The sequence below is a fragment of the Spirulina sp. CCNP1310 genome (genome assembly GCF_034932185.1).
Classification (GTDB): domain Bacteria; phylum Cyanobacteriota; class Cyanobacteriia; order Cyanobacteriales; family Spirulinaceae; genus Spirulina.
On the sequence record NZ_JAYGHW010000092.1, the window covers coordinates 1 to 16,248 of the forward strand.

The window sequence follows — 16,248 nt, forward strand, 5'->3', positions numbered from 1 at the left end:
AGTGGGAAGTGGGGAGATTTTGTCAAATTTTGTGGGAAAACTTTGCAAAATTTGCCATTCCCTTAACAGGAATTCAACAGAATCCGCTGTTACCTTAAAAGAAGTTGCAATTTTGCGAATTAACCCACGGCACAAGCTAGGCTCAAAGATACAGCAGATTAGCCAGTAGTGCAGCGCGACTGCCTTCCATCCTGCCCCCACCCTCCATCCTACAAGGGGTAATCCTATGACTCAAAATCTCGATCCTGTCCGGAATGTTGCCCTTGTGGGCCCCTATTCTAGTGGGAAAACCACATTGCTTGAAAGTATGCTTGCCGTCACAGGGGCGATCGCCCGTAAAGGCAGCATCAAAGAGAAAAACACCGTGGCCGACCATTCCCCCGAAGCCCGCGATCGCGCCATGAGCGTTGAAGTTTCCGTCGCCACCACCACCCACGCCGATACGAAAATCACGTTCCTTGACTGTCCCGGCTCCATTGAATTCGCCCAGGAAACCTACAATGCCCTGGTGGGGGCAGGGACGGCGATCGTCGTCTGTGAGGCCGATGTGGCCAAAGTCCTCACCCTCGCCCCCCTGTTTAAATTCCTCGACGATTGGGAAATTCCCCACCTCGTCTTTATCAACAAGCTGGATCGCTGCCGCGATAGTTTCATGGACATCCTCCACGCCATCAAAACCGTCTCCAGCCGTCCCCTCGTTCCCCAACAATATCCCATCCGCCAAGACCAAAATTTAATCGGCTACATCGACCTGATCGACGAGCAAGCCTACCACTACCACACCGGCCAATCCGCCGATCCCGTCCCCCTCCCCCCCGAACTGCGCAGTGAGGAACAGGCCGCCCGGGATGAAATGCTGGAAACTCTCTCGGAATTTGACGATCACCTCCTTGAAGAACTCCTCGAAGAAATCAACCCCCCCAAGGAAGAAATCCTCAAAGACTTGAAGCAGGATCTCAGCGCTGATTTAGTTGTGCCGGTGTTCCTGGGCATTGCCGAGCAGGATTGTGGCGTGCGTCCCCTCCTAGATGCCCTGGTGCGGGAAGCCCCCGACCCCAGCGTCACCGCCGAACGCCGGGGCCTCACCCCCACGGAAGCCGGGGAACCCATTGCCCAAGTCCTGAAAACCTACCACTCCGCTGGCGGGAAACTCTCCCTTGTGCGGATTTGGCAAGGGACGATTACCGATGGCATGACCTTAAATAATGAGCGGGTGGGGGGTATTTATCGCCTCATGGGATCTCAACAACAGGGAACGAATGAGGCCGTTGTCGGGGAATTAGTGGCTTTGGGCCGGTTGGATCATGCCAAAACGGGTGACACCCTCAGCGTCAATACTGTTGAACCCTTACGGAAAGCAGACCGCCTTGAGCCAGTGTTTGCCCTGGCCATCAGCCCGGAGCGGCGCAAGGATGAGGTGAAACTCAGTGGTGTGTTGCATAAATTGGTGGAGGCGGATCCCGCCCTCCAATGGGAGCAGCACGAAGATACCCGCGAGGTGATCCTCTGGGGCCAGGGGGAAATTCATTTGCAAGTGTCCCTGGCGCGATTGGCGCGGCAGTTTAATCTGCCGATGACGACTCAACCGCCCCAAATTCCCTATAAAGAAACGATCCGCAAGTCCACGAATATCCACGGCCGCTATAAGCATCAAAGCGGTGGCCATGGGGCTTTTGGGGATGTGTTTTTGGATATTCAGCCCCAGCCCCGTGGGGAGGGATTCCGGTTTACGGATTCGATTGTGGGGGGGGTGATCCCGAAACAATATATTCCGGGGGTCGAAACCGGCGTGCGGGAATACCTGAATCAGGGGCCTTTGGGGTTCCCGGTGGTGGATGTGGCGGTGAATTTGAGTAATGGGTCTTACCATTCCGTTGATAGTTCGGAGCAGGCCTTTAAGCAGGCGGCGCGGATTGCGATGACGGAGGGAATGGCAAAATGTGAGCCGATTTTGCTTGAACCGATCCTCAATATTCAGATTGCAGCCCCCAATGAGTTCACCTCGAAGGTGTTGCAGTTGGTGAGCGGCCGCCGGGGGCAAATTTTGGGTTATGAACCCCTGGAGGGTTGGCAAAATTGGGACAATGTGACGGCTTATCTACCCCAGGCGGAGATGCAGGATTTTATTGTGGAGTTGCGATCGCTCACCCTCGGCGTGGGGTTCTTCCATTGGCAGTATGACCATCTCCAGGAAATGCCCGATAAGTTAATGGCCAATGTCTTGGCAAAGGCATCGGCTAGCTAAATTGCTGGCATGGGGGGAGATTTTACCGTAAAAATACGCAATTTCATTTGAAGCTCTTGTCAAGTTTCAAAAACTTTCGTTACATTAAGAGTGAAATTCCTTCCCACAGCGAATTTTATTTGTTGATTAAGATGGAATGGTAAAGAGACGTACTTCCCCACGTCTCTTTTTAATGGCCATTTTTGGTGATCTGGAATCTCGTTGATGGCGGGGTGTGGGGCGAAAAATTTTTCGCCCCTACGGGATGGGAAAAAATTTAAGGGGTGAGCATGATCTGGGCGATCGCCTCCTGCACTGCTTCAGCTAAAGGTAAAATATCCCCCTCCACATCCTCAAGGGTACTACTGGGATCAATGGGGAACCGCAACGAAACCGCCACCCAGGGGATCCGCTGCCGTCTCACCTGGGCCCACTGATCTCGCCAAAACCACCAACCGGCGCTAGGGTTGCCGCCGTTAGGCGTGGCGTACCATTGTAAGACGGCAACGGTTTGCCGATGGGGAACCACTTTCGTTGCAGCAGTGTCGCGGGCGAGGAAGTAGCGGGCTTGAACGGTGGTTGGGGGGTTGGTGGTGGTGAAGGAGAGTGATCGCTCCCCCTCTCGATTCCAACGAAAAAACCCATCAATATCTGACCATTCCACCCCCGGCATTTCCTTGGGGCCCCATTGGGGCAAAATCATCACGATGGCGGTGCGCTGGCCCCTTTGGGCCGCCGCCTGTACCGACCATTCCCGCCCCCCCACATTGAGTTGCGCCTGGCCCTCATTCTCCCAACCGGGGAGGGTCAAACCCGTATCCCGTAAATCCCGCAGGGCTGCCAAATTCTCCACAGGAAAGGGTTTGCGCCAACTGGTTTGGCCGCTGAAGTTGAAGACCATGCCCCCGATCAGCAGGAGGAACAACAGGAGGGCGATCGCCCCTTGGCGTAATCCTCCCTGTACTTGTGTTTTGTGGTTCATGGTTTCCCCCACCATCCCCCGTAGTTAATAATTCCCGTTGCTGTACCGAGGGTGAAATAGTTATCAATGCGTTCAATGCAGTCTAACCACACCACCACCGCCATTAACATCACCAAGGAAATTAAATCCCCCCCTGTGCCTTCATGGGCCCAATCGAAAAGGGCGATGTGATCCATGCCGTAGAGGTAGGTGAGCAGGGTATTGCGCAAAATATTGACAAGCACGCTAATCAGCACCGTGCCTGTGAAGAGCCAGAGTACTTTGGGGCGCGATCGCCAAATTCCCGTCCAATGCAATAATATCCCACCAATATAAAGGCTGGTAAACAACATTTTCAGCCCTGAACAATGGGGGGCCACTTCGACAAAGTTGCCCCGCACGGAAAGATGAATGCCGGATACGCTTAAATCCGGCACATTGAGCACATGGAGAATAAAACCCGCTGTTCCGGCGATAAAGCTTTGGAGGGGCAGGATGTAGGGGGAAATCAGATAGGGGATGGGGTTGGGGGTGGCAAACAGGGTGAATAGTAGCGGAAAAGCCTGTAGTTTTAGCCCCGGAACCCCCTTCAGGGTCAGACAAAGGCCCGTGAGGATCAGGGGCAAAGAGGCGTTCATCAATTCCCCCGTGCCAATCAGGTAGGCGATCGCCCCCAACCCCAACAGCACAAACCCGGCGGGATGGCTCTGGGCAGGGAGTTTTTGCCATTTTTTCCGCTGTTCCCACACCAAATAAGCGGCGTAGGGCAGCCCCAGGAGGCCATGGCTAAAATATTCATGCTCTAAGCTAATGCTTTTATTGAGCCAACCATCAGCCCAATGGATCAGGAGCGGGCCATAGAGGGCCGCCAGGAGAGCGAGGATCAGGCCATTGAGCCAATGGCGCTGAATCAAGGGAGGCAGGGAGAAGGAGGGTTGCATGGGTAGAGATTAATGAGAGGAGCCATGGGTGGCGATAGGTACGCTATCGCGGATCGCCTGGACAACGGCTTCCACTTGGGCCGCCGTCAAACCGGGATACATAGGCAGCGAGAGAATTTCCCCTGCCAACTGTTCGGTGTTGGGGAAATCCCCCAACTGATAGCCCAGAAAGCGATAGGCGGGCTGAAGGTGGCAGGGGATGGGGTAATGAATGCCGGTTTGAATCCCCGCCGCCATTAATGCCGCTTGGAGTTTTTCCCGTTGGTGGGGCGGCTGAACGCGGATCACATAGAGGTGATAGCTATGGCCCGGGCCGCTGTGGTTGACCAAAGGACAAATGCCAGGGAGGGGAGCGAGGGCGGCGTTGTATTGCTCCGCCCGTTGATTGCGGGCGGCATTCCAGGCCGGTAGCTGGGGCAGTTTGAGGCTGAGAACGGCAGCTTGGAGGTTATCCAGACGGCTATTGGTTCCCCATTCTTGATGAATATATTTTTCCCTTGCCCCATAGTTGCGATAGGCGCGAATTTTACGGGCAATCTCTGGGTCATCGGTGAGCACCATCCCCCCATCCCCCATCGCACCGAGGTTTTTACTGGGATAGAAGCTATAGGCCGCCACTGTGCCGATGGAACCGGCGGTGATGCCATCCCGGTGGGCGAGATGAGCCTGGGCTGCATCTTCAATAATCAGCAGATTATGGCTTTGGGCAAAATCCTTGAGGGCTTGGGGGGCCACCAGTTGGCCGTAAAGATGGACGGGGGCGATCGCCTTTGTCCGGGGGGTGATGTTTTGAACCGCCGCCTCCAGGTCAATCAAGGCAGTATCGGGGTCACAATCTACTAAAACGGGGGTGGCTCCGGTGCGCAAAATCCCGATCAGCGTGGCAATAAACGTATTAGCGGGAACCAGTACCTCATCCCCGGCTTGAATGCCAGCAGCCCGCATCCCCAAAGCGAGGGCATCGGTGCCGGAGGCCACCCCGATGCCATGGGCAACACCGCTGGCCGCCGCAAAAGCCTGTTCAAAAGCAGCAAGGTGGGGCCCAAGGATAAATTGCCCTTGGGCGATACAGTCGCGCCACAACTGTTCAATTTGGGCTTGGAGGGGTTCGTGCTGGAAGGAGAGATCGACAAAGGGGATGGTTTGGGCCATGGTGGGCGAATCGCCTCGACAGGCGGATCAAATTGAAAGAGCTATTTTTGTTGTAGCTTTATTCTCTGGCGATCGCCAAATCTAGGCGGCATTACAGCCTGTTCAGGAATAATCTGATCGGTTCCCAAAGTCCCTCTCCCAACTTGGGAGAGGGATTTAGGGTGAGGGCAATGTGTTCAGCGACTGGTGAACAAGCTGTACCTGTTCGATAATCAAAATAACGAAACTTGCCTAGGAGAAAGTTTGTGATCCACATTAGAACCGCCAGCCCCAAAGATCAGGAGCAAATTCGCGCCATTCACCGCGATGCCTTTGGTGAAGAAGGGATCACCGTCTCTGAGTTAGCTTTAGCCTTAATTGCCGATCCAACAGCCCAACCAATCCTCAGCCTCATTGCTGAGGTCAAGGAGCAGGCGGTGGGGCATATCCTGTTTACTGGTGTGAACATTGGCAATTCTGAACCCGTCGCCGCCTCCATCCTCGCCCCCCTAGGGGTAGTCACCCACTTTCAGCGTCAGGGCATCGGCCGCACCTTAGTGGAACAGGGGTTATCCACCCTCAGACAGCAGGGCTGTCAACTGGTCTTTGTACTCGGAAACCCTAATTACTATGGCCGTTACGAATTTAACGCTGATCATGGAGTGCTTCCCCCCTATCCCCTCCCCTATCCAGAAGCATGGATGGCGATCGCCCTCCAAGGCCCATCCCGCCAAACCTTCAGGGGTGAATTGGTCTGCGCCCAATCCCTCCGCGATCCCAAGCACTGGTAAAATTCACACCCTATTCAATCCTTGCAATTTTGGCAGATGATGTGATGGGCGATTGGATACCTCAAACAACGGGGGATGGATCGATCACCTTTTTTTCAGCGGAATTTGGTGAAACCTTTCACTCCCAACAGGGGGCGGCGGCGGAAGCAGAGGGGAAATTTATCGGCCCCTGTGGGCTACGCTCCACCACCCAAAACCGGATCCGCATTTTTGATCTTTGCTATGGCTTGGGCTATAACAGCGCGGCGGCCTTAGCAGCGATTTGGGCAGTAAATTCTGATTGTCACATTGAATTAACCGCCTTTGATCGCGATGACGGGCCAGCACAGGCGGCAACGGCCCACCTTGATCCCTGGCCTGCCCTCATCCATCCCCTCCTCAGCCGCCTCAGCCAAGATTATCAGGTGGAAACCCCCAAGTTTACCGCTCAATTCCATCTAGGGGATGCCCGCCAAACCCTACCGGCGGTGATCCGTCAGGGCCAACAAGCCGATGCCATTTTCCTCGATCCCTTTTCCCCCCCCAAATGCCCCCAACTCTGGACGGTGGAGTTCCTCCAGTTTGTGGCGCAAGGGTTAGCCCCCATGGGAACCCTCGCCACCTATTCCTGTGCGGCAGCGGTGCGCACAGCGTTAAAGTTGGCGGGGTTAGCGGTGGGGCCTTCGCCCAGTGTGGGCCGGAAAGCACCGGGGACGATCGCCCGCTGGCCCGGTCAGCCGCTCCCCCCCTTAAGTTTGCAAGCACAGGAACATCTAGCCACCCGCGCCGCTGTCCCCTACCGCGATCCGCAATTACAAGATCCCGCCCCGGTAATCCTCGCCCGCCGTCGGGAGGAACAAGCCATCAGCCCCCTAGAACCCAGCAGTCATTGGAAACGCCGCTGGCTGAATTCCGGAGCGGGTTAATTCCCCTAGGAATCCATGCTAAGGATCGCGATCAGCTTGTACTGTTAGTTATGATGTGACTGCAATTCCCCATCCCCACGCAACCTGTGATCGTATCTCCTCCCCATTCCAGCGGAACCTCCCCATTGCCCATTCCCCGTTCCCTGTTCCCTTTTTAAGAGATCAATGGCCCCATCCCTCCGAAATCAACGCGGTAGCTTATTGACCCATAGCGGCTCTGCAAAGTTGGCGGCAGCGATCCACAGCCACTATCAAGCTCAAAATTTACGGGTGACATCCCGGCAAATTGCCGAAACGGCCAATTTGCCCGTCGAAACGACGTTAAATATTCTCTACCGTCAGCAAAGTTGTGATCTCAACCAGATTAAAAGCTTATTTCGGGCCTTTGATCTCAAGCTTAAACGGGAAGACTTTGAAACCTTCCGTAGTGAAGATCTCCAAGCCACTCCTACACCGCCGGAACCCTTGCCAGTGGGGTTTGGTCGGGGGGATCTGTTGATGGAAATCAAGCGGGCCTTTCAGGGGGATGGGCGGCTGGTGGTGATTACGGGGATGGCGGGGATCGGCAAAAGTACGGTGGCTCAGGCGTTAATTGGCGATGTTGGCCTCCGCGAAGCCTATCCTTGGGTGTTAACGGTGGAGGTGCAAGGGGTGGGTTTGGCCCTGGGGGCGATCGCCCGTCAAGTTTTAGGGGAGGCAATTACCCAGGAAACCCAGCGGCAGGGGGGGGTGAAGGGGTTAATTGGGGCGATCGCCGCCAAATTAGAATCGAAGCCCTGTTTGCTTTGGATTGAGGGGTTAACCCTGCCCTTGAGTGATGCGGTGCAGCAATTATTGAACCATTTGGGGACATTGCCGGAGATGCGATCGCGCCTCCTGCTCACCCTCGAAACCTTACCCCCTACCCTTCCCGACCAAACCCAAATCATTCACCTCAAAGGGTTAGCCCTTCCCCCCACAATCACACTTTTTCAATATTGGGGCGTTCCCCTACCCACGGATGCGGATCACCACTGCTTAGAAACGATCCATCAAACCTATCAAGGCCATCCCTTGGCTTTAAAAATGATTGCGGGGGAAATCCGCAGCACCCCCTACAATGGCAATATCCAAGCCTACTGGCGGGATTATGGCTATGAGTATGATTTACCCATGGCGGAGGCGGATCGCCATGGGGCGGGGAATAGTGAGGCAATGGAGGACTTGGGGATGCATGACACTGTACCCATCGCGGCCCTGTTAGAAAGGGCCAGTCAACGGCTAGCTCAGGAAATGCCCCTAGCCTATGAACTGCTGACCATGGGGGCTACTCAACGGGGGCCGGCTCCGGTGGCGGGGTGGCAATTCCTGATTGCGGATTTAGACCCCCACCTTCAGGCCCAAGCCTTTGAAACCCTCAGCGATCGCTTCTGGTTAGAAACGGTCATGATCCACAATGCCCCCCACTATCGCATTCCGTCCTTCCTCCATACAATCATTCTCAACAGCACCGCCGGGAGGTAAAAGCCATGGCTGATAGAGCGAAGTTTAGCATTCTCCCTCACTCCTCACTCCTCACTCCTCACTCCTTCTGTTTGGCATGACTGAATCCAAACTCGATCACAACCTAAAACTCCGTGAGTTATCCGCCCGTGAGGCCCTGCGCACCCGCTACCGGGATGAACGGTTTTACCTGACGGGGGAGCCGGATGCCCCGGCTGATGCGGCTCCAACTTTGTCCCGGTTGGCGCGGTTTATGGCCTGTGTTCAATATTGGAGCGGCCTGCGGGATGAAACCAGCCCTATGCTGCCGCCGCCGAGTTTGCGGGACTTGTTTGGGGAAGATAGCCTCAGTGATATTGCCCATATTCGTTGGGCGTTTTTCTATTTGCAACTCTATCAGCCGCCGCCCAGTGATTCCCCTCTGGAGCGGGTGCGGGGCTATTTAGAATCCTTTGAGCATTTTCGGGCCTTGGCGGCTTGGGAAGAGGCCAGTGAGGTGCTGTTGTTGCCGGTGGAGCAGGGTAAGCCGCTGCATTGGCAATTGCAGGATTGGGGTTATTTTTCCGAGGCGATCGCCCTCTATGAAGCCATTGTTGATCATGCCCCTTCTACCATGGTTCCCCTCTGTCTCCATGGCTTAGGGGCGAGCTACTACGCCCTCCAAGACTATGATCAAACGGTGCATTACCTGGAGCGTTATCTTGCAGCTATGCCCATCCCAGGCGAGGCCCCCAGTTTGGGAACCACCTATCTGTATTTGGGCAATGCCTACTATGCCCGCGCCGACTATGCCAAAACCATCACCTATTTGGAGCAATGCCTCGACTTGGTGAAAGGGGAGGCCTTAACGGCAGGGGATGGGGCGACGTTGGCCCATCTAGGCTATGCCCATTATCATCTGGGCCATTATGACCGGGCCAGCGAATACCTCCACGCCTATTTACCCATCGCTCGCGAAGGGGCTGATCCTGAAATTGCGCTAACCACGCTCCTGCATTTGGGTCAGGCGCAAATCTATTTACAGCAATATCCCCAGGCGATCGCCTATTTTGAAGAATATCTCCAGCGGGGGGCCGCCATCCCTGATTTTGCCCCCCCGGCAACGGTGTATCGAGATCTAGGCGCAGCGTTCCATCACCAACAACAACCGGCCCAAGTCATTGAATATTTGCAAGCCTATTTTGCCCAAGGGGGAGAGGAGCCGGAGGCTTTGGTGCAATTGGGGTTAGCCCATTATGATCAACAGGATTATGGGGAGGCGATCGCCCGGCTCCAGCAAGCCCTCACCACCACTGAGGCTAAAGAGATCCCCTCAACGGTTTATTCTGCCTTAGGAACCGCCAGTTTTCACCAAAAAGACTATGCCGCCACCCTCACCTATTTGGAGCAGTACCTCAGCTTAATGCCCGGTCTTGAAGGTGTGGATCAGGCCCTTTGGCAGTTGGGAACGGCGGCCTACGAAGTGCAAGATTACCCCAAAACCCTTGAATATCTCCAAGCTTACTATGATCGCCAAGACTGGACGGGAGCAGTGGATGATCAATTGGCGTTGGTGGCCTTGCAGTTGGGAACGGCCTACTATGCCTGTGAACAGTTAAGAACTGCTCGCGACTATTTGGAAATTTATTTGCAGCGGGCCGATAGTCTTGATAATCCTCACCAAATTGGGTCAACGCTGTTTGTGTTGGGGAAAATTTGCTATTTAAGCCAGGAGGATGAGGCCACCATTGAATATCTGGAGCAATATTTAGCTTGGGTGGATTCGATGCAACACCCCCCCACCAAAACCCTAGAGGCGGCATTGTTCTACTTGGGCGATACCCACGCCCATCTCAACCATCCCCACCAAACCATTGATATTTTGCAAGAATATTTAACGTTGGTGGGGCAGGACGCGCCCCCCGATGCCCTGCGCCAAGCTCTGTTTAATGTAGGGATTGCCTATGGACAATTGGCGGATTATCACCATGCTTTAGATTATTTCCAACGGTTTTTACCCCTAGATCGGCAACAATCCCAACCGAACCCAGGGCAATTGGTGGAGGTGTTGTTAGGGATGGGCAATGCCTATCAAAGTTTGGGGGATTATGGCCAGGCGATCGCCACCTTTGAGGCGCTGATCAGCCTGACGAAAAAAATGCCCGATAGCCAACGCCAAGGGGAGGCGATCGCCAAACTCGGCACAATCCGCCTTGCTTTGGGGCAATACCCAGGGGCGATCGCTGCCTTTGAGCAATGTTTAGTAATTGCTGAAGAACGCCAAGATGTCGCCTTAAAGGGGCTAGCCATTGGGAATTTAGGGGCGGCCAACCTGGCTTTGGGTCAACACCCGAAGGCGATTTCCTTACTACAAAAAGCGTTGCGCCTGGCCCGGGCTGCCCAGAATCCCAGTGATGAAAGCCGCTGGTTGGGTCATTTGGGCAGTGTTTACAATGCCACGGGGGACTATGACCGCGCCATGTCCCTTTATCAACAGTCTTGGAATTTGGCCCGTGCTCATGGGGATCAGGCGGGGGTGGGCATCGCGCTGGCCAACTTAGGCATGACCTATTGCCGTTTAGGCAACTATACCCAAGCGGTGAAGCACCTACGCCAAAGCCTACCCATTGCCCAAGCCCTTGGGGATCAGTGGGAAACAGGCCGGACGCTGTGTAATTTGGCAGAAAGTCATTTGGCGTTGGAGGAATATTCAGAGACGCAGGCTTGTCTTGAGGAGGCCTTGCAGTTGGTGCAACAATTGAAGGCACAGCATTTGGAAGCCCAGGTACTTTATCATCAGGCCCGGTTTGATCAACAGGTGGGGGAAATCAGCGCGGCCCGGGAAGCCTGTGCCGAGGCGATCGCCCTTGCTGAAAAGCTCGCCATTCCCGAACAGGAAACCTATCGGTTATTAAGGGATACCCTACAGCCATCGCTAATGGAGCGTTGCTGGACGAAGTTGCGGGGGTTATGGCCAGTGGGTTGGAGTTTGAAGGAATCGGGTTAGGGGAGTGGGGCGTTGATGGAAGGGCGAAAGATTTTTCGCCCCTACACTTTTCTTGCTTAGTCCTTATTCCAGGAATAAGGCTTGTTCGATTTCCCCTTGATCCACATTCCGACCGATGATGACTAATCGGGTTTGGCGGGGTTCTTCCGGTTGCCAGGGGCGATCGTAGAAGGAATCAAAGCGATTGCCTACCCCTTGCAATACGAGGCGCATTGGTTTATCGGGGACGGCGACAAATCCTTTAATTCGATAGATTTCCTGGGCTTGCACTAAGGTTTGTAACCGTTCAATCAGGGCAATGGGATCAAAGGGGCGATCGCTTACGATCTGGATGGCATTGATCTCGTCGTCGTGATCATGGTCTTCTTCATGATCATGATGGCTGGGGCGTTGTTCGAGGTGATCCTCCACGGCGGCATTGAAGCCGAGGAGCAGATCCGCTGCTACGGCCCCCTGTTGACAGGGGACAATTTTCACCCCTAGGGGGACTTGCTCGGCAAGCCAAGTTTGGGTTTTTTGAGCGATTGCCGCTGTTACGCCATCGGTTTTGGTGAGTAGCACTAAATCGGCACAGGCTAACTGATCTTCAAACAGTTCTTCGAGGGGGGTTTCATGATCGAGGTTCGGATCGGCGGCCCGTTGGGCGGCGATCGCATCGAGATCCCCCACTAGCGTCCCCTCCGCTAAGGCTTGACAATCAACAACGGTAATCACCCCGTCCACCGTCGCCGCGTTGCGGATTTCCTCCCAACGGAAGGCTTGGATCAGGGGTTTGGGGAGGGCGAGGCCGGAGGTTTCGACGACGATCGCATCGAGGCGATCGCGCCGCTGTAATAACGCCTGCATTGTCGGATAAAACTCTTCCTGAACGGTGCAACAGAGGCAGCCGTTGGTGAGTTCAACAATATTGGTTTCGGGGGTTTCGTCTTCGTCGCAAATTTGGCAGGAGCGCAACAGATCGCCATCGATGCCCATTTCCCCAAACTCATTGACCAGGACGGCAATGCGTCGCCCTTGGTTGTTTTGCAATAAATGGCGCACAAGGGTCGTTTTTCCCGCGCCCAAAAAGCCCGTGATGACAGTGACTGGAATTTTATGCATGGCTTTAACCGAGGATTGCGCCAGAGAGGAAGGCAAAACCAAGGCCGGCGATCGCAAACCCGCTAAACCGTAGGGGGAGGGCTTTCACCTGCTCCAGATTCGGCCAGAACCGTTGAGCAAGGGTGAACACTCCCACCGCAATCCCCAACTGCACCACGCCAAAACCGGCAAGATAGGCAATCAAGGGGTTCATTTCTGCCCCGATAATCGCTTCCCCATAGGCATAACCATGGAAAATGCCCGCAATGGTTGCGGCGATCGCCACTCCCACCCATTGCACCCGCTGCGGCAAAGCCAACAACACACCAAAACCCAATACAGAGGCAGCAATCACTAACTCCGCTAGGGGCAAATCTAAATTTTGTAAATGTAAGCCTGTCCCCGCCAATGTGGTGATCACAAAGGCAAGGGGAATAATTAAGCCCCGCCGGCCCCAGAGGGCAGCGAGTAGGCCCGTGGCGATCACAAAGGCAAAATGATCAATCCCAATAATCGGATGGCCTAAACCGGAGAGAAACCCGGTGAGGGCATTACTAGGAACAGTGCCGCCAAAGGGATGATGGGCGAAGGCGGCTTGACTAGGGAAAAGGAGGGCGATCGCCAGGGATAGCCCTAAAATGCGATTTCGTTGTAAATTGCGATGGCTCATGGTTGCAGGATTAACCACTGTTCGGCGCAGTGGGTTGAAGAGAACTCAATTCAAACGGTGGGCATCCTGGCTTAGGGCATTTGCACCCATCACAGTTGCGCGACAGCGCTAGGCTTTCACTAGACTTTCCCCCTTAGTCTGGCCACTGTTCCCAGCCAGAACCGTTTGAGTGCCATCACTTTACCATGGGAGCTTGATTTGTTAACTCTTTTGGTGATTTTCCGCAAAGATCACCCCCACTCCTTAAGCTAACCATAGGGAGGGGTGTTCGCCCTAGCCTTTGATTTTTACCAACACGAGCCGAGCCGTTGAGGTTGATGGGTCGTGCCTTGGCGATCGCGCTTTTCACTGCAATTGTAGGCAATCCAACCTAGGGATACAACCGTCATGAATGAGACCGTTGGCACAATTTTTGGCTTTTTAGGGGGAACCATTGTTTCCTGTGCGGAGGGCTACCGCGCCCTTGAACATCCCAACCCTAAGCGTGTTTACTGTCGTCTCTCGGAGGCGAAATGGTTTTTAGCCCTGCGCTGGTGTGAGCAATTGGACACCCCCGCAGGCATTCTTAATTACGAAGGACAGTTATCGTTTTACAATGCCGCATCGTTACGCCTAGGGGAGGAAAATTTTCTGCCCGCCTGTCATCGCCAGCAGATTTTCCAACAATGCCTCGGTTTACCCCTAGGGCAGTCCTTCTACTATCCCCTCTCCCGCGCTCTCACGGCGCAAATCGTCGAAGTGACGGGCGTAGAAGTAGACCCCCGGTTTGGGCGGGTGGCTTTGGTGCGCCTCCTGGAGGATGGGCGAAGAATGGGGGTACAATAGGGGCGATATTTTCTGGCCCCCAATGCCATCATGCTTGATTTTAATAGTCCTCAATTTATCGCCCTGCTCTACTTGGTGTTGAGTGGTCTTTATCTGGTGGCACTGCCCGCCGCCCTCTATGGCTATCTCAATCTCCGCTGGTATACCGCCAGTTCCATCGAGCGGGTGGTGATGTATTTCTTTGTGTTTCTCTTCTTTCCGGGGTTGCTTCTACTGAGTCCCTTTCTCAACTTCCGGCCCAAGCGGGTGGAGTCCTAATGCGCCGCATTGATGCGATCGCCCTCACCCTACTTATCCTCCTCTCTGGGGGCTTGATCTATCTCCTCTTTCGCGGCATCGGGGTGGATAACCTCACCGCCGGAATCTGGAGTCAAGCCCTCTTGATTGGGGGCTTGATGGTGTGGTTGGGAACCTATGTTTTCCGGGCCGCAACGAAGGGGATGACGCTCAACACCCAAATTCAAAACTACAAAGAAGCGGTATTGCGCAAGCGTTTAGAGGAGTTAACCCCAGAGGAGTTGGCCCAACTGCAAGCGGAAATTGCCGCTGAGGAAGGGGAACAGGGAACCGGCAACGGGGAATAGGGTTCGTCGTGGGGTGCATCAACTCATCGCCCCTGTTCCACAACCACAACCCCACGACTGACGCACCCTTATTTGATCCAATCCCCTGTAGGGGCGTTGGCGCAAGCCTGCCGGAGGCACAAAAATAATTTTTCGCCCTCCCCTTTGCCTTCAATCTGGCTCCCCTGCGCCCTTTTTGGGAGAAGGGGCGGGGGGGATGAGGGCGATGGGTACGCTATCGCGGATCGCCCGCTTTAACAGATCCTCAATCCCTGCCACCGGGAAAATGGGGCGATGGAGGCGATCGCTCACCTCTGCCACCGTTAAATCATCTAAAAACCGCGTCTCATCGTGCTTGAGCATTACCGAGGGCAACAAAATTGGGCTAGGGTTGCCATGGTTCGCCAATCCCGCAATTAAATCCTGCCCCGTTAATAACCCCGTCACCGTGATCACCTGCCCCCAATAATCACTGCGCAATGGGAATAATTCCACCCTTAACCCTTCCACCTGATTTAATCGTGCGACAAGGGGCTGAAAAGCTTGTTCGACCGCATTGCCCACCACCCAGAGCCAGGATTGGGGTTGCGCTAAAGCAGGGGGGAGGAGGCGATCGCATTCCTGTGCAAAATCGCGGATAAATTGGCGAATTGATCCCACACCATTGCCAATTTGGGGATAGTCCTCATAGTGGGATTCTGGGGGGAGTTCCCTTTGGGCGATTAAAAACCATTCATCGGCTAACCAAGCGAAAGTACTCCCTAGGGTTTGTTGGAATTCTGATTGCAGGGCCTGAACTTGGGGGATCACCTCCTGGGCTTTGGCCACCGTAACCGGCGTTAATTCATCTTGATCAGGGCGAAACCGCGTTAAACCGACGGGAACCACGGCAGCGGAAAGTACCGTCGGGACTTCCCCCTGATGAAACTGAGCCAGATCCCGCAGCGTCCGCTCCAATTGCGGCCCGTCGTTAATCCCTGGACAGACCACCACTTGGGCATGGATTTGCAATTGCCTTGCTTGGAACCACCGGAGTTGATCGAGAATTTGCCCGGCACGGTGATTTTTTAAAAGGTGCGATCGCACCTCTGGATCAGTGGCATGGACGGAAACATAGAGGGGAGAAAGACGCATCTGTTCGATCCGCTCCCATTCCCGCGTTGTTAAATTGGTGAGGGTGAGATAACTGCCGTAGAGAAAACTGAGACGATAATCATCATCTTTGTAATAGAGGCTTTCCCGTTTACCGGGGGGTTGTTGATCGATGAAACAAAAAGGGCAGCGGTTATTACATTGGATCAACCCATCAAAGAGGGCGGTTTCAAACTCTAACCCCAGATCCTCATCGTAATCTTTTTCAATTTCCACCTCATGGCGTTTCCCCTGGCCATCCACCACCGCCAGCGTCAGGAATTCATCGGCACAAAGATATTGATAATCAATCAGATCCCGCAGCGGTAGGCCATTGATGGTGGCGATCGCATCCCCCGGCTCAAAACCAATTTCCGCTGCAATGGAATCGGGTAACACACGGCTAATGCGGGCGGGAGAGAGGGCAGACATGGGATACTAAGGGCAGAAGTGAGCAATCTGTATGATAGCAATCCTGGATCGTGGGGAGGGTGGATCCCATCGCAAATCCGCAGATTCTATAGGGGCAAAAAAATTTTCCCCCCTATGCCCATCCAT

14 protein-coding genes and 1 riboswitch are annotated in these 16,248 nt (G+C 54.4%); of the genes, 8 read left to right on the top strand and 6 right to left on the bottom strand.

Going from position 1 to position 16,248, the window contains the following annotated elements; all coding sequences use genetic code 11:
- Positions 1-226 precede the first annotated feature (226 nt).
- Positions 227-2,245: an elongation factor G gene (locus tag VB712_RS16480; protein ID WP_323256689.1), complete on the top strand. Its 2,019-nt coding sequence runs from the start codon at positions 227-229 to the stop codon at positions 2,243-2,245.
- A 256-nt stretch (positions 2,246-2,501) separates the two neighbouring features.
- Here VB712_RS16480 and VB712_RS16485 read toward each other — a convergent pair whose 3' ends face one another.
- The 3 genes from VB712_RS16485 to VB712_RS16495 are packed head-to-tail and all read right to left on the bottom strand — an operon-like array spanning position 2,502 to position 5,278.
- The gene (locus tag VB712_RS16485) at positions 2,502-3,206 is read right to left on the bottom strand and encodes a cyanoexosortase B system-associated protein (RefSeq protein ID WP_323256691.1); all 705 of its coding nucleotides are present in this window, start codon (positions 3,204-3,206) and stop codon (positions 2,502-2,504) included.
- A complete protein-coding gene (crtB, locus tag VB712_RS16490) occupies positions 3,203-4,126 on the bottom strand; it encodes a cyanoexosortase B (RefSeq protein WP_323256693.1) in 924 nt (307 codons plus the stop codon). Before crtB ends, VB712_RS16485 begins: the two co-directional genes overlap by 4 nt.
- 9 nt (positions 4,127-4,135) lie before the next feature.
- Positions 4,136-5,278 (bottom strand): DegT/DnrJ/EryC1/StrS family aminotransferase, encoded by a 1,143-nt coding sequence (locus VB712_RS16495; RefSeq protein ID WP_323256695.1) that lies wholly within the window; start codon positions 5,276-5,278, stop codon positions 4,136-4,138.
- Between the two features lie 245 nt (positions 5,279-5,523).
- On the opposite strand from VB712_RS16495, the gene VB712_RS16500 reads away from it, so the two are divergent.
- The 4 genes from VB712_RS16500 to VB712_RS16515 all read left to right on the top strand — a co-directional run bounded on the left by VB712_RS16500 (position 5,524) and on the right by VB712_RS16515 (position 11,421).
- Positions 5,524-6,048, top strand: coding sequence for an N-acetyltransferase (locus tag VB712_RS16500; RefSeq protein WP_323256697.1), 525 nt, complete (start codon positions 5,524-5,526; stop codon positions 6,046-6,048).
- 44 nt (positions 6,049-6,092) lie between these two features.
- Positions 6,093-6,953 carry a tRNA (5-methylaminomethyl-2-thiouridine)(34)-methyltransferase MnmD gene (locus VB712_RS16505; protein WP_416236379.1) on the top strand — a complete coding sequence of 287 codons (861 nt, stop codon included), beginning with the start codon at positions 6,093-6,095 and terminating at the stop codon, positions 6,951-6,953.
- Between the two features lie 165 nt (positions 6,954-7,118).
- Positions 7,119-8,456: an ATP-binding protein gene (locus VB712_RS16510; protein WP_323256701.1), complete on the top strand. Its 1,338-nt coding sequence runs from the start codon at positions 7,119-7,121 to the stop codon at positions 8,454-8,456.
- A gap of 76 nt (positions 8,457-8,532) precedes the next feature.
- Entirely contained in the window at positions 8,533-11,421 is a 2,889-nt protein-coding gene (locus VB712_RS16515) for a tetratricopeptide repeat protein (RefSeq protein WP_323256703.1), read from the top strand.
- A gap of 63 nt (positions 11,422-11,484) precedes the next feature.
- Here VB712_RS16515 and cobW read toward each other — a convergent pair whose 3' ends face one another.
- Positions 11,485-12,522, bottom strand: a complete 1,038-nt coding sequence (gene cobW, locus VB712_RS16520) for a cobalamin biosynthesis protein CobW (protein ID WP_323256705.1) — start codon at positions 12,520-12,522, stop codon at positions 11,485-11,487.
- A gap of 4 nt (positions 12,523-12,526) precedes the next feature.
- Positions 12,527-13,171: a HupE/UreJ family protein gene (locus VB712_RS16525; RefSeq protein ID WP_323256707.1), complete on the bottom strand. Its 645-nt coding sequence runs from the start codon at positions 13,169-13,171 to the stop codon at positions 12,527-12,529.
- A 38-nt stretch (positions 13,172-13,209) separates the two neighbouring features.
- Positions 13,210-13,352: riboswitch (cobalamin riboswitch) on the bottom strand.
- A 206-nt stretch (positions 13,353-13,558) separates the two neighbouring features.
- On the opposite strand from VB712_RS16525, the gene VB712_RS16530 reads away from it, so the two are divergent.
- From VB712_RS16530 to VB712_RS16540, 3 genes are read left to right on the top strand one after another with little or no spacing between them, the layout of a single operon-like run.
- Positions 13,559-13,996, top strand: a complete 438-nt coding sequence (locus tag VB712_RS16530) for a hypothetical protein (protein WP_323256708.1) — start codon at positions 13,559-13,561, stop codon at positions 13,994-13,996.
- Between the two features lie 30 nt (positions 13,997-14,026).
- Positions 14,027-14,254: an NAD(P)H-quinone oxidoreductase subunit L gene (ndhL, locus tag VB712_RS16535; protein WP_323256710.1), complete on the top strand. Its 228-nt coding sequence runs from the start codon at positions 14,027-14,029 to the stop codon at positions 14,252-14,254.
- On the top strand, positions 14,254-14,580 hold the full coding sequence (locus VB712_RS16540; protein ID WP_323256712.1) for a DUF3007 family protein: 327 nt from the start codon (positions 14,254-14,256) through the stop codon (positions 14,578-14,580). Before ndhL ends, VB712_RS16540 begins: the two co-directional genes overlap by 1 nt.
- A 150-nt stretch (positions 14,581-14,730) precedes the next feature.
- Here the strand turns inward: VB712_RS16540 and VB712_RS16545 are convergent, their stop codons facing one another.
- On the bottom strand, positions 14,731-16,122 hold the full coding sequence (locus VB712_RS16545) for a TIGR03279 family radical SAM protein (RefSeq protein WP_323256714.1): 1,392 nt from the start codon (positions 16,120-16,122) through the stop codon (positions 14,731-14,733).
- Positions 16,123-16,248 lie beyond the last annotated feature (126 nt).

What these genes read in the sequence shown, in the direction of transcription:
- VB712_RS16495 (WP_323256695.1), bottom strand. Translation starts at nt 5,278, where the DNA reads ATGGCCCAAACCATCCCCTTTGTCGATCTCTCCTTCCAGCACGAACCC.
- VB712_RS16510 (WP_323256701.1), top strand. Translation starts at nt 7,119, where the DNA reads ATGGCCCCATCCCTCCGAAATCAACGCGGTAGCTTATTGACCCATAGC.
- VB712_RS16480 (WP_323256689.1), top strand. Translation starts at nt 227, where the DNA reads ATGACTCAAAATCTCGATCCTGTCCGGAATGTTGCCCTTGTGGGCCCC.
- crtB (WP_323256693.1), bottom strand. Translation starts at nt 4,126, where the DNA reads ATGCAACCCTCCTTCTCCCTGCCTCCCTTGATTCAGCGCCATTGGCTC.
- cobW (WP_323256705.1), bottom strand. Translation starts at nt 12,522, where the DNA reads ATGCATAAAATTCCAGTCACTGTCATCACGGGCTTTTTGGGCGCGGGA.
- VB712_RS16515 (WP_323256703.1), top strand. Translation starts at nt 8,533, where the DNA reads ATGACTGAATCCAAACTCGATCACAACCTAAAACTCCGTGAGTTATCC.
- VB712_RS16545 (WP_323256714.1), bottom strand. Translation starts at nt 16,122, where the DNA reads ATGTCTGCCCTCTCTCCCGCCCGCATTAGCCGTGTGTTACCCGATTCC.
- VB712_RS16540 (WP_323256712.1), top strand. Translation starts at nt 14,254, where the DNA reads ATGCGCCGCATTGATGCGATCGCCCTCACCCTACTTATCCTCCTCTCT.
- VB712_RS16485 (WP_323256691.1), bottom strand. Translation starts at nt 3,206, where the DNA reads ATGAACCACAAAACACAAGTACAGGGAGGATTACGCCAAGGGGCGATC.
- ndhL (WP_323256710.1), top strand. Translation starts at nt 14,027, where the DNA reads ATGCTTGATTTTAATAGTCCTCAATTTATCGCCCTGCTCTACTTGGTG.
- VB712_RS16525 (WP_323256707.1), bottom strand. Translation starts at nt 13,171, where the DNA reads ATGAGCCATCGCAATTTACAACGAAATCGCATTTTAGGGCTATCCCTG.
- VB712_RS16505 (WP_416236379.1), top strand. Translation starts at nt 6,093, where the DNA reads ATGGGCGATTGGATACCTCAAACAACGGGGGATGGATCGATCACCTTT.
- VB712_RS16530 (WP_323256708.1), top strand. Translation starts at nt 13,559, where the DNA reads ATGAATGAGACCGTTGGCACAATTTTTGGCTTTTTAGGGGGAACCATT.